At 42.7% G+C, this 12,757-nt stretch carries 10 protein-coding genes and 1 pseudogene; 5 read left to right on the top strand and 6 right to left on the bottom strand.

Annotated features, from left to right (window positions below; genetic code table 11):
• Positions 1-55: 55 nt before the first annotated feature.
• The 4 genes from FTV52_RS08415 to FTV52_RS08430 all read right to left on the bottom strand — a co-directional run bounded on the left by FTV52_RS08415 (position 56) and on the right by FTV52_RS08430 (position 4,869).
• Positions 56-1,042 carry a diaminopimelate dehydrogenase gene (locus FTV52_RS08415; protein ID WP_004972441.1) on the bottom strand — a complete coding sequence of 329 codons (987 nt, stop codon included), beginning with the start codon at positions 1,040-1,042 and terminating at the stop codon, positions 56-58.
• 307 nt (positions 1,043-1,349) lie between these two features.
• Positions 1,350-1,835 (bottom strand): DUF934 domain-containing protein, encoded by a 486-nt coding sequence (locus FTV52_RS08420; protein ID WP_179990555.1) that lies wholly within the window; start codon positions 1,833-1,835, stop codon positions 1,350-1,352.
• Positions 1,828-3,471 (bottom strand): nitrite/sulfite reductase, encoded by a 1,644-nt coding sequence (locus FTV52_RS08425; protein WP_096901566.1) that lies wholly within the window; start codon positions 3,469-3,471, stop codon positions 1,828-1,830. The genes FTV52_RS08420 and FTV52_RS08425 overlap by 8 nt, the downstream gene beginning before the upstream one ends.
• 237 nt (positions 3,472-3,708) lie before the next feature.
• Positions 3,709-4,869, bottom strand: coding sequence for a CaiB/BaiF CoA-transferase family protein (locus FTV52_RS08430; protein WP_179989190.1), 1,161 nt, complete (start codon positions 4,867-4,869; stop codon positions 3,709-3,711).
• Positions 4,870-5,078: 209 nt separating this feature from the next.
• Between FTV52_RS08430 and FTV52_RS08435 the strand changes: the two genes are divergently transcribed.
• From FTV52_RS08435 to FTV52_RS08450, 4 genes are all read left to right on the top strand, one after another.
• Positions 5,079-6,089 (top strand): AraC family transcriptional regulator, encoded by a 1,011-nt coding sequence (locus FTV52_RS08435; RefSeq protein WP_004972448.1) that lies wholly within the window; start codon positions 5,079-5,081, stop codon positions 6,087-6,089.
• Between the two features lie 229 nt (positions 6,090-6,318).
• Entirely contained in the window at positions 6,319-7,524 is a 1,206-nt protein-coding gene (locus tag FTV52_RS08440) for an acetyl-CoA C-acetyltransferase (protein ID WP_179990557.1), read from the top strand.
• A gap of 11 nt (positions 7,525-7,535) precedes the next feature.
• Positions 7,536-9,671, top strand: a complete 2,136-nt coding sequence (locus tag FTV52_RS08445) for a 3-hydroxyacyl-CoA dehydrogenase NAD-binding domain-containing protein (protein WP_179990559.1) — start codon at positions 7,536-7,538, stop codon at positions 9,669-9,671.
• Between the two features lie 171 nt (positions 9,672-9,842).
• The gene (locus tag FTV52_RS08450; protein WP_004972453.1) at positions 9,843-10,175 is read left to right on the top strand and encodes a hypothetical protein; all 333 of its coding nucleotides are present in this window, start codon (positions 9,843-9,845) and stop codon (positions 10,173-10,175) included.
• 112 nt (positions 10,176-10,287) lie between these two features.
• Here the strand turns inward: FTV52_RS08450 and FTV52_RS08455 are convergent, their stop codons facing one another.
• Together FTV52_RS08455 and FTV52_RS08460 are read right to left on the bottom strand one after the other, a co-directional pair.
• On the bottom strand, positions 10,288-10,710 hold the full coding sequence (locus FTV52_RS08455; RefSeq protein ID WP_004972455.1) for a GNAT family N-acetyltransferase: 423 nt from the start codon (positions 10,708-10,710) through the stop codon (positions 10,288-10,290).
• 23 nt (positions 10,711-10,733) lie between these two features.
• Positions 10,734-11,954, bottom strand: a pseudogene (locus FTV52_RS08460) (SAM-dependent methyltransferase).
• 107 nt (positions 11,955-12,061) lie between these two features.
• On the opposite strand from FTV52_RS08460, the gene FTV52_RS08465 reads away from it, so the two are divergent.
• Positions 12,062-12,709 carry a hemolysin III family protein gene (locus FTV52_RS08465; protein WP_004972459.1) on the top strand — a complete coding sequence of 216 codons (648 nt, stop codon included), beginning with the start codon at positions 12,062-12,064 and terminating at the stop codon, positions 12,707-12,709.
• The last annotated feature ends 48 nt before the right edge of the window (positions 12,710-12,757 follow it).

The raw sequence follows: 12,757 nt of genomic DNA on the forward strand, positions 1-12,757 counted from the left end.
AAAAAGTAAAAAGACGAATCATTGATTCGTCTTTTTGCTTATAGCTTTAAAAAGTTTAGAGCAATTCTGCACGCAACTGTTCAGGCGATTTCATTGACAATAAACCTGGCGCAACATCATAAGCAGTTTTTGCACCATATTGCTGCATTTGGTTTAAACGATAGCAAGCACGTGCATAAGCCACCAAAATACTCGCGGTAAACTCAGGATTGCTGTCTAACTTCAATGAGAATTCAAGCACTTGTTTTTGTTCATCGCTGGTATTACCACTGCGAATGACAAAACCACCATGTGGCATGCGTTGGTGATCTTTGGCTAAAGTCGCTTCATCAATGAAATTTACGGTTGTGTTGTAGTCAGCGAAATAATCTGGCATGGTCACAATCGCTTGCTCTACCGCAGCAGCATCGGCACCTTCTGCAAGTACGACATAACATTCACGAGTATGTTTATCTTTGGTGCTTAATACAGGACGCGCACCGCTACGCACTTGTTCAATGGCATCATTCGATGGAATGGTATATTGCACACCTGCTTTTACACCATCAACACGACGAATGGCATCTGAGTGACCCTGACTTAAACCTTTACCCCAAAAAGTATAGGTTTCACCATCTGGTAACAACGCTTCACCAAATAAACGATTAATCGAGAACATGCCTGGATCCCAACCAATTGAGATGAGTGCAGTTTTCTTGTTCGCTGTCGCAGGTGCATCTACAGATGCATAATATTCAGGAATACGTGCATGCGTATCGAAACTATCGACAATATTAAATTGGCTCGCCAGTACTGGACCTTGTTGTGGCAAGTCGTCTTTTGAACCACCACATAAAATCAGCACATCAATTTTGTCTTGAAAATCTGACAATGAATCCATGTGAAACACTGCTGTTTCAGCAAAACATGGTGAAACGCTTTCAGGCGCACGACGGGTAAAAATACCCACCAATTGTAAATCTGGGTTTTTATGAATCGCCGTTTCAACACCACGACCTAAGTTGCCATAACCAGCAATACCAATACGGATAGAATTTTGCATAAAGACAAATCACTTCATCATGAAAAAATTGAAAAATAAATCAGAGGATAATCACATCAAATTATCGTCTTGATTGATTTTTGATAATGTAAAAATAACGCCTACATAAGACTGCGATGCTACATCAGCGTGCTTATACTACAGCACTTTGCGGTAAATTAAATCATTAAGAAGTGCGATAAAACAAGCCGTTTGATCATTTTAAGGCAAACAAAAAGCCTGCACATGGCAGGCTGTTTGTAAATGTGTGAACCGCGATATTTCGATAAAATCTATCTACATTTCGATGAAATCCATCATCAATATATTACGCACCTGTTTGATAATTTGGTTTTGGCACTGCGGTAGAAGCTTGATAAGGATGGGTAAAGTCCGCCAAACCTGCTGCAGCTTCTTGCACATCTTTACCTTCTTTAATCACGAAAGTATCGAAACCTGCACGTTTCATATAATTTAAGACGTCTTTAAAGACATCACCGACTGCGCGAAGTTCACCCTGAAAGCCTTGACGGCGTAACAATGCCGCAAAAGAATAACCACGGCCATCGTTAAAACCTGAAAATTCAATAAAAATTGCATCCAGTTCTGCCAATGGAAATTCATGGTTTTCAGGCGAAGCATCTACCGTTAAATATAGGGCTTTTTTACCTGAAATTTGTGCCAACTGATCAAGCTGTTCAACGCTGAGCACCACATCACCTTGCGGTAATTCTGCATCTTCAGCAATCACTTGATAAGTATTGTCTGCAATCGTGCCATCTTTTGCGAGCACAGGTAGTGCAGTATTAAGCATAAGCGCGCTCCTTAAATGGTTGAATGCCGACACGGCGATAAGTGTCGATGAAGTCTTCACCTTCACTACGCAAATCTAAGTAGGTATTTAAAATTTCTTCCACCACATCAGGAATCACTTCAGCAGCAAAAGATGGCCCTAAAATATCACCGATTGACGCATCATGGTCTGCATGCCCGCCCAAAGTGATTTGGTAGAATTCCGCGCCTTTTTTATCGACACCTAAAATCCCGATATTACCAACGTGGTGATGACCACAAGCGTTCATACAACCTGAAATATTTAAATCCAGTTTGCCAAGATTATAAATGGTATCCAAATCATCAAAACGGCGTGAAATGGCTTCTGAAATTGGAATAGATTTGGCATTGGCAAGTGAACAGAAATCACCACCCGGACAGCAAATAATATCGGTAATAAAGCCAATATGCGCGCGCGCCAAGTTATTGGCATCGAGCACTTGCCACAATGCAAACAGGTCTTTTTGTGGCACATCTACCAAAGCAATATTTTGCTCATGCGTGGTACGCAACTCACCAAAGGTATATTGATCGGCTAAATCTGCAATCAGATTCATTTCTTCTGTCGTCATGTCACCCGGTGCAACACCTGCACGTTTCAATGAAATGGTGACAATACGATAGCCTTGTACTTTGTGCGCATTGGTGTTGATGTTGAACCATTGCTTGAATTTTGGATACTGCGCAAACAGCTCGCTAAAATCTTCATCGGCATAGTTTTGATAAGCAAATGGCGTGAAGTTTTTATCCATTTTTTGCAAAGTTTCTGCATCAATTTTTAAGGTTTTCACCGTATGTGCAAATTCAGCTTCAACTTTTTCTGCAAATACTGCTGGAGTTAAGGCTTTTACCAAAATTTTGATACGCGCTTTATATTTATTGTCGCGACGACCATGCAAGTTATAAACACGTAAAATAGCTTCTAAGTAAGCAATCAAATCTTCACGTGGCAAGAACTCACGAATAAAGCTACCGATAATTGGAGTACGACCTAAGCCGCCACCAACTTTAATTTTATAGCCAATTTCGCCTGCTTCATTTTTAACAATATAGACGCCAATGTCATGAAATGCAGTCGCAGCACGGTCAATTTCTTCCAGTGCAGACACCGCAATTTTGAATTTACGTGGCAAGAAGGCAAATTCAGGGTGGAAAGTCGACCACTGACGAATTAATTCACAGGTTGGACGTGGGTCAGCAATTTCGCCCGCCACGACACCTGCATACTGGTCTGTGGTGGTATTACGAATACAGTTACCCGAAGTCTGAATTGCGTGCATTTGTACGGTTGCAAGCTCTGCCAGCATGTCAGGCACATTTTCCAGTGCAGGCCAGTTAAACTGAATATTTTGACGTGTTGATACGTGCGCATAGCCACGGTCATAGTCTTTGGCAAGCTGCGCAACTTTACGCAATTGCTTAGAGTTCATCAGACCGTAAGGCACCGCAATACGCAACATTGGCGCATAGCGTTGTACATACAAACCATTTTGCAGACGCAATGGACGATATTCATCCTCAGTCAATTTGCCTGCTAAATAACGTTCCGTTTGGTCGCGGAACTGTGCAACACGTTCATTAATCAGTTGCTGATCGAAATCAGTATATAAATACATGGCGTACAGCTAGTCATTTCTATTATCACGGCTGACAGCATAGCGAGATTCAATCTATCAACAAAATGTGTTTTTTACATATTTCTTAGCGGTTTTATTGATAAGCCATTGCAACATCACAGCCTGTAAGCCTTTGCCAAAATTTACAGGCTTTTTATAGAGCTATCACAAAATAGTGCATGCTTTAGCACTTTTTCTGCTATAGCATCTGTTCGAACTTTTATTGATTACCTGTGGTTATGACTTGGCTTTATCTTCATCCTGATTTTTAGTCTGAGATGACCACTGCCCTGCGCCCAAAGCCTGCCCGATATAATCGTAACGCATTTGAGAACGTGAAAATTTAATTGGACACGCCAACTGAGTTTCAGTTTTTTCGGCATTCTGCTGAATAGGAACTTCTACTGTCCAACCGCGTTGCTGTGCCAAAGGTGAATGTAAGGCTTCATCTAAAGTGAATACAGGTTCAACGCAGACATCATATTGCGCGAATACCTGCTGCCATGTGGCAAAACTTTGTGTTTTAATTTTATCTTGAATAGCGTGTTTGACTTGCAAGCGCTCTTGCGGATCTAAAGATGCCCCTTTTTCCAAAAGTATCGGTAAGTTTAAAATCTGTGCCAAACCCTGCATAAACTGCGGCTCTAAACTACCGACTGAGAGATAACGGCCATCTGCTGTTTCATAATAGTCATAATAGGTGCCACCATTTAAGTAAGATTGCTCAGCATATTGAGGAACCTGTGCCGCCAAAACTGCTGAAGCGGCCATATTGTTTAAAGTCGCAGCGCAATCGGTCATCGAAATATCAATATACTGCCCTAAACCACTGCGCTGACGTTCTATCACTGCACTTAAAATCGCCACCAAAGCATGCAATGATCCACCTGCTACATCGGCCACTTGAATCCCGAGCGGTGGCGGCCCACCCGCTTGCCGTCCACTATGCCCCGCAATGCCAGACAAGGCTAAATAGTTGATGTCATGTCCTGCCCTTTGTTGATAATCGCCTGTTTGTCCATAACCTGTGATGGAACAATAGATCAGTCGCGGATTAATTTTTGCCAAGCTGGCATAGTCCAGCCCTAAACGCTGCATCACGCCTGGTCTAAACTGTTCCAATACAATATCGAATTCGGCAATTTTATCGTGAATAAGCTGAATACTTTCGGGGGATTTTAAATCCAAAGTAATTGACTGTTTATTCCGATTCAAATAACTGTGCGAAGTCGCTTGTCCATTGGCATAGGGCGGAAATAAACGAATTAAGTCAGGACGGGTTGCCGATTCAATATGAATCACCTCTGCACCCATATCCGCCAAATACAAACTGGCAAAAGGGCCGGGCAATAAGGTAGAAAAATCTAAAACTTTTAAACCGCTCAGTGCATGTGTCATTGTTGTGATTACTCGATTTTTACTGATTTTCCGTTCATCTTATAAACAGCAAAACTGTAACACAATGTCATGTTCAGCCATTTACCTTGATCATTTCGGCAATTTATTATGTAAAATAAGTAAAATTGGTATTGTAAATTGCCAATTTCAATTTTTAGCGTCATTTAGGTCAAGCTTACGTGAATACAAAAGAGACTGAAGGATTTAACATGAGCAGAGATACCATTAGTATCCATTTTGTAAATGCAGCGCTCACGGGTGTTAAGCGACTCGGCATGGATGTCGAAACCTTATTATCTCATGTCGGTATTGAGGCAGAACTTCTGCGCCAACCGAAAGCACGTATTTCACCTGAACAATATACTCGCTTTATTAAAATGTTGTGGATGGTGACCCAAGACGAACACGTGGGTTTTGATTCTCAGCCACGTCGTTTGGGTACATTCGCGATCATGTGCCAATTGGTAATTCACGCCAAAACACTGGGCGATGCCTTAGAACTCTCTTCGCAATTCTACAAACTGTTTGGTGATGATTGGTCGGTTACCTTAGAACGTGATAAACACGAAGCACGTTTGGTACCATCTATTCCACAAGCTATGGATCCTGATCACTTTATTACTGAAAGTATGTTGATGATTTGGCACGGCTTGGCATCTTGGCTGATTGAACGTCGCCTGCCTTTGGAGCGCGTACATTTTGGCTATCCACGTCCTGCACATGCAGATGAATACGATGCGCTGTTCTTTGCGCCTGTCATGCAATTTGACATGCCACGCACCGAAATTACCTTTGCTGCCGACTACTTGGATTTACCAATTCGTCAAACCCAAGAAACCTTAGACGAATTCTTAAAAACCGCGCCTGCGCAATTGTTGGTGAAATTCAAAAACACCAATTCTTTAACTTCGCGTATTCGTGACGTGTTAAAGAGCCAAATTGGCGAAGAAATGCCAACCTTGAACGATGTTGCATCCATGCTGTACCTATCGCCACAAACCTTGCGTCGTCGTTTGGCTGCAGAAGGTAAAAGCTATCAAGGGGTAAAAGATGCATTACGCCGTGATGCCGCGATTCACCTATTGCTGAATCCTGAACTTACCCTTGAAGATGTGGCACAACAAGTTGGCTTTAGCGAAACCAGTACTTTCCACCGTGCTTTCAAAAAGTGGACTGGCGTCACACCTGGTTTATACCGTCAGTTGCACGGTTATCATTAATTTAGAATCGACAATTCACAATAACTCGTAATTCCAATCGATTGCCCTTGCACACCGCAAGGGCTTTTTTTATCGCTCTATTATAGCTTCAATCTTTCTGCCAAATTACTGCGTCATCCCAATTAGCAAAAAACCTCACTGACCTGTACCGTTCTCGTCATTGCACTTCAAAATTTTCAGATTACACTCAAAAGCAATCATAAAGAAAACTATCGACAAGGGATTGATTATGAGCGAGGCCTACATCATTGATGCTATTCGCACTCCGCGCGGCAAAGGAAAAAAAGATGGCGCATTACACGAAGTTAAACCCATTCGCCTACTCACAACCTTATTGAATGAATTGCAACAACGACACAACCTAGACACCTCACAAGTAGACGATATTGTTTTGGGTTGTGTCACACCAATTGGCGATCAGGGTGCAGATATTGCCAAAACCGCAGCGATTGCCGCAGGTTGGGACAATGATGTTGCTGGGGTACAAATCAACCGCTTTTGTGCCTCAGGTTTAGAAGCCGTGAACCTCGCAGCGCAAAAAGTTCGTTCGGGTTGGGAAGATTTAATCGTTGCAGGTGGTGTGGAATCTATGTCACGCGTGGCAATGGGTTCCGATGGTGGTGCTTGGGCATTCGACCCTGAAACCAATATGGCTTGTGACTTTATTCCACAAGGTATTGGCGCTGACTTAATTGCCACACTCGATGGCTATAGCCGTACAGAAGTCGATCAATTTGCAGCAGCATCACAGCACAAAGCCGCAGCAGCACAAGCACAGGGACATTTCGAGCGCTCGATTGTACCTGTCAAAGATCAGGCAGGTGTGGTGATTTTGGCACAAGATGAATTTATCAAACCACAGACCACGGCTGAAAGCTTGGCACAGCTCAAGCCGAGTTTTGCCAATATGGGACAAATGGGTTTTGATGCGATTGCCCTGCAAAAATATCCTGAAGCAGGACAAGTCAATCATGTGCATCATGCAGGCAATTCATCAGGTATTGTTGATGGCGCGGCATTGGTCTTGATTGCATCGGAACAAGCGGTACAACAACACAACTTAAAACCACGCGCCAAAGTGCTTGCTACCGCACTGGTTGGCACAGACCCTGCCATTATGCTCACAGGACCCGCGCCTGCAGCACGCAAAGCCTTAGCCAAAGCAGGACTGAACATTGAAGATATTGATCTGTTTGAAGTCAATGAAGCCTTTGCAGCCGTGGTTCTGCGTTTTATTACAGAACTTCAGGTTGATCCCGCCAAAGTCAATGTGAATGGTGGTGCTATTGCCTTGGGTCATCCACTTGGCGCTACAGGTGCCATGATTTTAGGCAGCTTACTGGACGAGCTAGAACGACAAGATAAAAAACGCGGCATGGCTACATTATGTGTAGGCGGTGGGATGGGAATTGCCACCATTATTGAGCGAGTATAAGGAGTATAAAAATGAGCGCCATTCACTATTATAAAAATGCCGATAACATTGTCATTCTAACCTTTGACTCACCAAATCAATCTGCCAACACCATGAATGCTGACTTTAGAGATGCATTAGCGCAAGTGGTACAAAAGTTAAAAGCAGACGAACAGGTGGCGGGAATCATTTTCGCCTCTGCGAAAAAAACCTTTTTTGCAGGCGGTGACTTAGATGAGTTGATTCAAGTACAGCCTGAGCATGCCAGCTCATTTTTTCAGATGATTGAAAACCTAAAAGCACAGCTGCGTTATATTGAAACCCGTGGTATTCCTGTGGTAGCTGCCTTAAATGGCACGGCACTCGGCGGCGGATGGGAACTTGCTCTGTGCTGTCATCATCGTATTGCAATTCGTGATGCAAAAACCAAGTTTGGTTTACCCGAAGTGACTTTAGGTTTATTGCCTGGTGGCGGTGGTATTGTGCGGATGGTACGTTTATTGGGTTTACAAACTGCCCTGCCGCTGTTGATGGAAGGCAAACAGCTGAGTGTGGAAAAAGCACAAAGTTTAGGTTTAATCCATGATCTTGCTGAAAATGAAACAGAATTACTCAGCAAAGCCCAAGACTGGATTCTTGCACATCCTCAATCACAACAAGTATTTGATGTCAAAGACTATAAAATCCCTGGGGGAACACCATCTACACCTGCTGTCGCGCAAATGCTTTCCATTGCTCCTGCCATGCTACGCGACAAAACCAAAGGCTGTTACCCTGCGCCTGAAGCAATTTTGAGTGCAGCAGTAGAAGGTGCGCAGGTTGATGTCGATACAGCCTTACGCATTGAATCTCGCTATTTTACCCAGCTCGCAACAGGTCAAATTTCTAAAAATATGATTGGCACCTTTTGGCATGGGCTGAATGCGATTAAATCGGGCAGTGGCCGTCCGCAAGGCATTGCACCACATCAAACTCAAAAAGTCGGTATTTTAGGTGCAGGCATGATGGGTGCAGGCATTTCTTATGCCACAGCAAGCAAAGGTATTACGGTTGTTCTGAAAGATGTATCCATCGAACAAGCTGAAAAAGGCAAATCTTACAGTCAAAAACTACTCGATAAACAAGTATCACAAGGTCGTATAAGTGCAGAGCGAGCGGCACAAGTCTTAGCCAAGATTCATCCAACGGCACAGGCTGCCGATTTACAAGGCTGTGATTTGATTATTGAGGCGGTATTTGAAAACCCCGCACTCAAGGCGCAAGTCACTCAAGAAGCCGAAGTTTTTCTGGCAGAACAAGGTGTGATGGCATCCAACACCTCAACCCTACCCATTAGTGAACTTGCCCAAGCGTCGCAAGACCAGCAGCGTTTTATTGGACTGCATTTCTTTAGCCCTGTCGATAAAATGCCATTGGTCGAAATCATTAAAGGAAAAAATACCTCTACCGATACTTTGACAAAGGCCTATGATTTTGTGCAGCAGATTGGTAAAACACCGATTGTGGTCAATGACAGCCGCGGCTTTTTTACCAGTCGGGTGTTTGGCACTTTTGTGCAGGAAGGCTTGCGCTTACTGGCAGAAGGCGTACATCCTGCCAAAATTGAAATGGCTGCTTTAAAAGCAGGCATGCCTGTTGGCCCACTTGCCATTCAGGATGAAGTATCTTTAACCTTATCTGAACACGTGGCACAGGAAGCACGTAAGGCGTTGCAAGCCGAAGGAAAAGACCGACCACTGTCGAGTGCAGATGAAGTCATTCAAACCATGATTCATCAATTCTCGCGTAAAGGCAAAGCTGCAGGTGCAGGCTTTTATGACTATCCTGAACAGGGTAAAAAACAGCTTTGGTCGGGGTTAAGCCATTGGTATCAAAATACCGAAATCGCTGAACAAGAGATGATAGATCGCTTTTTATTTGTGCAAGCACTGGACAGCTTACGTTGCTTAGAAGAAGGTGTTTTAGAATCTGTCATTGATGCCAATGTTGGTTCAATTTTTGGCATTGGCTTCCCTGCATGGACAGGTGGTGCTTTACAATTTTTGAATCAATATGGTTTAACACAGGCTTTGGCACGAGCACAGCAACTTACTGCTGAATATGGCGAGCGTTTTACCCCACCTAAAATCTTGCAAGATCGTGTTGCTGCAGGTGCTAAAAGCATTTAAAGCTAAACTTTAAATTTAAAGCAATCTGGGAGGGATATATCATCCCTCTTTTTATTTGCTCAAAATTACAATGAATATCCCTGCATAAATAGAATTTAATCCGTTTTTCATGCATTTTATGTTATAAAGTTACATAATTTTAAGATTTAGATTCAAATTGGGTAGATGCACATGACCGAACGCCTTACTCCTGAAAAATCACCTTGGGGTTGGAAAGCACTCTTTATTTTCTGTATTTTGGGTGGAATTTTCATGTTTATTTTCTGGTTAGCGGTCACGAATGAACCTGACTACATGCCTAGCCAGCAACAAAAGCAGAATACTCAGCAACACGCCTTTAAAAATGCGCCAGCTATGTCACAAGAAGCATTGGCAAAAGCACAAGCAGATCGTGAAGCACGTGAAGCTTTGGCTGCTGAAACTGCAGATGCACACGGTATGACTGAAACAGAACATGCCAATATGCCTGAAAACCATGAGCCAGCACCCGCACATGGACATTAATATGCGCTAGCGGCTCTGTTCATACAGTTTATAAAAAGAAATCGCCATGATCACATTCCATCATGGCGATTTTTATTTTGCACGATTAAAATCAGGACTATCGACAATTCGTTTAAAATATCAATCGCATATCTACATGCGGAATACCACAATCTAAATACGACTCACCCTCAACCTGAAAACTCAAACTTTGATAAAACGGAATCGCGTGTTCCTGCGCAGACAACTTGACCCACGGACGTTGCTGCTGCTTTGCCACCTGAATAATATGCTGCATTAAAACACGTCCCACACCTAAACCGCGCTGTGATTTCAACACTGCGACCCGTCCAATACTGTGATTTTCCAGTAAACGTGCTGTTGCAATCGCCTGTCCAGTTGCATAGACCACAAAATGCAAGGCAACTGCATCTTGTGCATCCCACTCATCTTCAGGCGCAATTCGCTGTTCCTGAATAAAGACTTGCTCACGAATAGATTTGGCCTCTGCAGCAAATTGTGTCCAAGTGCCCGATTGAATTTCATAATCTTGCATCTTTATATCCTGTTCCATCTTGCTTAGCACTTAGAACCAATGCCCTGTTGATCCCACTGATCGTTCAACAACAACTCCAAAGAATGTTTTTGAATACCGTACATGGTTTTTAAATCACGAATTTGTGCCAAAACTGCTTGATCAGGTTCACTCCAATTTTGACGTTTGGTTGCCAAAATCATTTTGTTTTTACTGGTGTGTTCTAAAGCGACAAACTCAAAAACTTTGGTGTCATAACCATAGGCTTTGAGCAATAAAGCGCGGATGGTATCGGTTAACATTTCCGCCTGTTGCCCTGCATGAATGCCAAATTACAGCATCGGTTGCAACACGCTTGGGCTTTGTAATTGTGGACGCAACTCTTTATGGCAACACGGCGCGCACATAATCATTTGTGCATTCAGGCGAATACCAGTATGAATTGCAAAATCGGTGGCGACATCACAGGCATGCAAAGCAATCATTACATCTAAATGTTCTGGCTGATAGGTGCGCACATCGCCCTGAAAAAAATCTAGCTGCTGAAAGTCTGAAGCACTCGCCACCGACTGACAAAACTCAACCATTTTCGGGTTTAGTTCCACCCCAGTCACAAAGGGAATAAATTGCTGCTTTTGCAAATAGTCATAGAGCGCAAAAGTTAAATAGCCTTTGCCTGAACCAAAATCCACCACGCGCAAGGTATTTTCCGAAATTTTGATTTGCGCCAAGGCACCCGAAAAAATTTCAATAAATTTATTAATCTGTTTCCATTTACGCGCCATGCTCGGAATAATTTGCGCTTTGGCATCGCTAATCCCCAAGTGTTGTAAAAATGGGCTGGATTGATCGACATAACGCTGCTTTTCTCGGTCATGTCCTTGTGGTTCTTTCGGTTTCGCTATAGTCGGTGCTGTTTTACTAATGCTGAGCATGGCTTTCTTTTTGTTCTTTTTTAGCTGAATTTCCTGATCTGTCGTAAATAAATTGGCCTGTTTACAATCTGCCAATAAGTGACTCAATTGTATCTGTGCTTCTGCCAAAGGATAGTTTTTGGTGATATCCTGCGTTTTATGGCGATACAAACAAGTTAAAACGGTGTCTTGATTTAGCTGAATCACCCGTAAGGTGATTTTTTCTAATTGTTCCAGTTCGCCTTTATATTGACTCAGCACCACACGATCAAGCTTTTGTGTATCAATGGCTTGCTGAAAAGCCTCTAAGAATTGTTGTTCCTGCACAGAGGGAGAAGCCAAAGTCGACATAATAAAAACCTGAAAAAATTACAATTCAAGTTTAATTGTTATTACCCTAAAAGCAAAATTGAATTACGATACAGTTGTATAATTAAAGAAATTAAAGCAGATTCGCCATGAAATTAAATGCCCCTTTAGTGCCTGATTATGACCTGCAAGAAGAACGGATTAACTATCTGAGCCATGGTGTTGGTGCGGCTTTGGCATTTATTGCAGGTATTCTTTTAATCATTAAAGGTGCGTATTTAAGTACGGGACAATGGCTAGGTTTGTGGGCCTATGCAATAAGCATGGTACTGCTTTTTTCTGCTTCAATGCTGTATCACATGGCAACCGCAGCAGACCGTCGTTATTTTTATAAAAAGTTAGATCACACCGCAATTTATTATTTAATTGCAGGGACTTATACCCCATTTTTATCCATCGCGATTCCTACTCAAAAAGCACAATATTTGTTAATTGCCCTGTGGATTATTGCCCTGATTGGCACCCTATTTAAACTGGTATTTATCAACCGTTTTCATAAAATTTCTTTAATTGCCTACTTGGTGATGGGTTGGTTAGCCGTTCTGGTCATGGACGATATGCAAGCCTATTTAAGCAGCCAAGCCCTGACCTTTTTGCTAATTGGCGGCATTGCCTACACCGTGGGTGCATTGTTTTATGCCTTAAAACGCGTAAGATATACCCACGCAATTTGGCATGTATTTGTCTTAATTGGTGCAGGCGCACACTTTCTGGCAATTTATCTGTATGTGATTTAACGCTGAATATCGCTCATGTCTTACAGATAAAACGATCAGATTTGAATG

The sequence above is a fragment of the Acinetobacter sp. YH1901141 genome (assembly GCF_013416935.1).
GTDB lineage: Bacteria > Pseudomonadota > Gammaproteobacteria > Pseudomonadales > Moraxellaceae > Acinetobacter > Acinetobacter towneri.

Excerpts from the sequence above, each read along its gene's own strand:
- FTV52_RS08435 (WP_004972448.1), top strand. The coding sequence starts at position 5,079 with ATGAGCAGAGATACCATTAGTATCCATTTTGTAAATGCAGCGCTCACG.
- FTV52_RS08440 (WP_179990557.1), top strand. The coding sequence starts at position 6,319 with ATGAGCGAGGCCTACATCATTGATGCTATTCGCACTCCGCGCGGCAAA.
- FTV52_RS08455 (WP_004972455.1), bottom strand. The coding sequence starts at position 10,710 with ATGCAAGATTATGAAATTCAATCGGGCACTTGGACACAATTTGCTGCA.
- FTV52_RS08465 (WP_004972459.1), top strand. The coding sequence starts at position 12,062 with ATGAAATTAAATGCCCCTTTAGTGCCTGATTATGACCTGCAAGAAGAA.
- FTV52_RS08450 (WP_004972453.1), top strand. The coding sequence starts at position 9,843 with ATGACCGAACGCCTTACTCCTGAAAAATCACCTTGGGGTTGGAAAGCA.
- FTV52_RS08420 (WP_179990555.1), bottom strand. The coding sequence starts at position 1,835 with ATGCTTAATACTGCACTACCTGTGCTCGCAAAAGATGGCACGATTGCA.
- FTV52_RS08430 (WP_179989190.1), bottom strand. The coding sequence starts at position 4,869 with ATGACACATGCACTGAGCGGTTTAAAAGTTTTAGATTTTTCTACCTTA.
- FTV52_RS08425 (WP_096901566.1), bottom strand. The coding sequence starts at position 3,471 with ATGTATTTATATACTGATTTCGATCAGCAACTGATTAATGAACGTGTT.
- FTV52_RS08445 (WP_179990559.1), top strand. The coding sequence starts at position 7,536 with ATGAGCGCCATTCACTATTATAAAAATGCCGATAACATTGTCATTCTA.
- FTV52_RS08415 (WP_004972441.1), bottom strand. The coding sequence starts at position 1,042 with ATGCAAAATTCTATCCGTATTGGTATTGCTGGTTATGGCAACTTAGGT.